Source organism: Pseudomonas sp. EA_65y_Pfl2_P74 (genome assembly GCF_963970575.1).
Classification (GTDB): domain Bacteria; phylum Pseudomonadota; class Gammaproteobacteria; order Pseudomonadales; family Pseudomonadaceae; genus Aquipseudomonas; species Aquipseudomonas baetica_A.
Map to the genome: position 1 here is coordinate 1 of NZ_CAXAOQ010000063.1, position 4,353 is coordinate 4,353.

General features: G+C 48.5%; 4 protein-coding genes. 3 read left to right on the plus strand and 1 reads right to left on the minus strand.

Annotation, left to right across the window (positions count from 1 at the left end):
• From tssI to AACY18_RS27710, 3 genes are all read left to right on the plus strand, one after another.
• The coding region (tssI, locus tag AACY18_RS27700) for a type VI secretion system tip protein TssI/VgrG (RefSeq protein ID WP_339466823.1) at positions 1 to 916 on the plus strand (916 nt) is incomplete at its 5' end.
• Positions 917 to 956: 40 nt separating this feature from the next.
• A complete protein-coding gene (locus tag AACY18_RS27705; RefSeq protein WP_339466824.1) occupies positions 957 to 3,347 on the plus strand; it encodes a hypothetical protein in 2,391 nt (796 codons plus the stop codon).
• The gene (locus tag AACY18_RS27710; RefSeq protein ID WP_339466825.1) at positions 3,334 to 3,891 is read left to right on the plus strand and encodes a hypothetical protein; all 558 of its coding nucleotides are present in this window, start codon (positions 3,334 to 3,336) and stop codon (positions 3,889 to 3,891) included. Before AACY18_RS27705 ends, AACY18_RS27710 begins: the two co-directional genes overlap by 14 nt.
• 366 nt (positions 3,892 to 4,257) lie before the next feature.
• On the opposite strand, the gene AACY18_RS27715 is transcribed toward AACY18_RS27710, so the two are convergent.
• The coding region (locus tag AACY18_RS27715) for a transposase domain-containing protein (protein ID WP_221733679.1) at positions 4,258 to 4,353 on the minus strand (96 nt) is incomplete at its 5' end.

Here is a 4,353-nt window from a genome sequence, read left to right on the forward strand (position 1 = left end):
CGGCAGCCAGACCGCCCACGTCACCGGCCCCAAAGGCGAAGAAATCCACTGCGACCAATACGGCCGCATCAAAGTGCAATTCCACTGGGACCGCGAAGGCCAGGCCGACGACAAAACCAGCTGCTGGCTGCGCGTCTCCAGCTCCTGGGCGGGCGACCGCTACGGCGCCATCAGCATCCCGCGCATCGGCATGGAAGTCCTCGTCACCTTCCTCGAAGGCGACCCCGACCAACCCCTCGTCACCGGTTGCCTGTACCACAAGGAAAACCCGGTGCCGTACGCACTGCCGGCAAACAAGACTCGCAGCGTCTTCAAAACGCTTAGCTCACCGGGCGGTGGTGGGTACAACGAACTGCGCATTGAAGACAAAAAAGGTGCGGAGCAGATCTACATTCATGCGCAGCGGGATTGGGATGAAAACGTAGAGCATGACCAGAAGATTCGGGTCGGGAATGAACGCCACGACACCGTCGAGAAGAACAGCTACACCGAGCTGAAGGCCGAGGAACACCGCACCACGATTTCCGACCGCAAGATTGAAGCGAAGCTGGATGATCACCTGACGGTTGGGCAGAACCAGCATGTGAAGCTGGGCACTGCGCAACTGACCAGCGTGGGGAAAGAGATTCACCTCAAGGCTGGGGACAAGATCGTTATTGAGGCGGGGACGGAGCTGACCATCTTGGGTGGCGGGAGCTTTATCAAGCTGGATGGCGGTGGGGTGACGGTGGTTGGGCCGGTGATCAAGATCAATGCCGGTGGCTCGGCTGGCTCCGGCACCGGGATTGGGATTAAACCGCCGGTGCTGCCGGGGGCGGCGGATAAGGATAAGGCGGGGAGTTTGATGGATCAGGCGTTGGCGAATTCGCCGCCTGAGAAGGTTAAGCCGACAGTTGATTACCCTTTCTCGCTTTGAGCGGACGGACAAGCGTCAATATGAACAAGGAATTTTTTGAATGATCATTAGCCCTCCTTTTATTCCTGCTCCAGTGGCGGGTGAAACCGACGATGCTTATCTGGCACGTGCCATGGTGGGTGGCATTCCTGGTGATGGTGGTTATCCGCTGAGCTTTGACCTTAATTGGCATGGAGGCAGCCACTTAACAGCTCCCCAAGAAGGGGGGCGTGCGTTGCCAGTAAGAGCAATCTGCGATGGGACATTGGTTTACTTTCGTGATTCCGCTCCAGAAAACGACGATCTAACTAATCCGCTAAATTTTCGGGGCGGATGGACTGATAATGGTTGCGTAGTATTGCGTCATGAGACGGAAATTGGTGAAGAGGCAGAGTCGAAAGTTATTTTCTATTCGATCTACATGCATTTATCGAAAATTAATCTGACCAGTCCTCAGATAGGGAAAGTAGTCAGTAGAAAAGAGTCTCTTGGCGAGGCTGGCAGTATCTATGGGGCTAAAGGCAGAATTCATTTCGAGATCATTGCTGATCAAAGTCAGATAACGAACATAACAGGTAGAAATACAAGAGAGCTAAGTTATCAGGCGCAGAGTGGGCGGAAAAATAGTTGCTGGGGTGATATGTATTTTTTCGTGCCTCCAGAAGTTTTAATTTATGGCGCGCCACCAAACGATCGCCGCGAATCGTTAAACAACGCATCGGTCGTTTATCGTCCTCCTGCCATGCCACCAACCGTGCCAGTCCAAGAAGGCGGCAGCACCACGTCATCCGTAGGCAATCCCGCTACGGTTGGGGGATATGAACCGGCGGTAGCGTCGTTATTGCAGAACGGAATTTTTGTGCGCATGCGTTACGAAAAAGGCGAGTGCCAGTTAACTTCTTTTTATCTGACTGGCCAACAAATCGGAACTCAGGTGGAGGAGTCCGGATATGCATACAAACTTTATGATAAAGCTAAGCAATATTACCCACAATCGCCTAGTGCGGGATATGAAATCCTAAGATTCGGACGTGTACTAGGGCCGGATAATCTCCAGCCCACCAACGCCGCGCATTGGCGCCAAATTAAGTTCCCTGGTAAGTCCGGAGAAGAGAGCAAATCTGGTTGGGTGAACCTTAACGCTGATAGTGTTACAAGATTCAGCGATGCAGATTTTCCTCAATGGCAGGGGTGGCACTTGGTCGATGATGATGCGGACACGGATAGTCATTGTCAGTCAGACTTTGTAAAAGGCATTTTGGGGTTGGGAACGGGTACGGTTGAACACGAAAATGGTGATGCTGTGAGTGTTGCCAACTCCGTTGGATATTCAACCCTTTCAGATGAACAGAAGAAAAACTTATCAGAGCGTTATACAAATGAACGTGAGCTAAGTATGTCTCGGCTTCGTTCTGATGATACCCAGCAATCGCTAAAGCGGCTTATATGTAAATTTCCGACGGAATGGACGGCAGACGATTTTGATACTCGCTATGGTTGGTTGTTGAAAGTTGCAGATGGCGGTCCGATGCCTCAAGAGCAATACGAAAAAATAAAAAATCATCAAAAAGTTCTTGCTTTCTGGGAGCAAGCCAATCTAGTTGGTGTCGAAAAAAAACATTGGCATTTCCCCCCCGTAGAGTTTATTCGTTTATTCAGGAAGTGCGGTTGGCTTAGTGGTGACGAACTAAGGAAGGTTCTTTGGCCGGCGCCCGCTGCAGGAAAGGAACGTGCAAGCAGTTTACGAGTGCAGACTAATAAAATGTTGTCTAAATATCAGATTTCTAATTCAAAACTTCGGATTGCCCATTTTTTTGCACAAGTTGGTATTGAAACCGGCTGGTGGCGAACTCGAGAAGAAGACGGGAATGAAGCCTATTTCCGAAAAAATTATGAAATTATGACAACGGCTGAAGCAGGTGCTGAATATGATAGGTGTGTAACTCTAAATCGAAATCTACCCTCAGGTCGTCGCCCGGTTGAGCTACCTAATCCAGGACCACATCCTAAGCCCACCATCAATCGACCCGATTACGTAGCAACACGGCCTGGACAAATAGCAACAAAAGCTGCAGGGATGGATAATGGTGCCGCTAACTCGTCACATGGTGGGATGTTGGGAGACGGTAATAGATTTCATGGTCGAGGATTTCTGCAAATAACGGGTCGAAGAAACTATAAAAGTTACGAGGGATACCGAGGAAAAAATTTCACTACGGACCCCAATCCACCACTTTTGGCTTCAGATGATTACAATGCGTGTGATGCATCTGGTTTCTTTTGGTCGAGAGAGAAAATCAATGCACGTGCTGATAAAGATGCTACACCAGAGACTTGTAGAATAGTGGGCTCAATAATAAATAGAGGAAGCCCAAATAAAATACCTTTGCATGATGTAGAAAGGAAGGACGCACTAAAATCTATATGGGGTGTGCTTAATGATGAAGTCTAAATTTTATTCCCTGCTGAGTGTCATTGGCTCTATATTGTTCGTTGGTGCTGTTTTCGCGGGTGAGTCAGAATGTTCGTTTGATTTTAAGGGGGCGAATTTTGTAGTTTCAAGCTGTGCTAAATATGACAAGGAGTTAGTTGTGAGTTTAAGTCCTACTAATTTATCTGCTAACGCTAATTCCTTCGACAAGATTCCTACTGTTTTAGTGATTGGAGTGAACCCTGAAGCGGCGCTAAAAAAAAATGATCTGCAATCTGCTGGTTCTTACAACGGTCTGATTGAACTTCCTGATCCGGAAGGGATAGAGCACATTTCAGACGCTCCGGAATCAGCGAAAATTAAGCTTGCAGGGAGTGGTTGGAAAGTCCTGGATATGAAAGTAGTTGAGTATGAAGGAGTTCAGGGTGGTGAAGGTTTTGTATTTGTGTGTAGTACGCTTAAAAGAATAAACAAAAAAGATGCAGCAGTTGTCGCTCAGTGTAATAGTTTTTATGATGAGGACATAATAGAGTTGAATGCGCTATTGAAGTCATTAGATGGATGACTCTCATAACACAGTAGGGAGATGGTGAGAGTGCGGCGGTCTGCATTTAGGTGAAAATGTGGACAGACTACGTTTTAGTAATGATCAGAATGTGGACTGTCCCATTTGTTATCAGTAGTTATACCAAGCCGAAGCACGTCACTTTGCACTTAAGGGAACTTAGGATGAGGGTGGTGGCTTTTTTTGTGTTCGCGGTTATGGCGTCAGTGGTCAATGCGAACTGTAGTTACGGGGTTGATTTAAACGGGGATGGAGTCTGCGATCCATATAGTGTTAGCCCATTCGAGGATGACGGCACAGTTTCGCGAATCACTATCGATATAGGCGGGAGCGACGTAAGCGTCTGCCCAACTCACGTTGCGTAAGTCAGACAGATACCCACTGATGCGGCAGCAGTTGGTCGATCTCACTCGCCCGTTGCGTCGGCAACCGCGTCAGCACATCTTTGAGATAGGCATACGG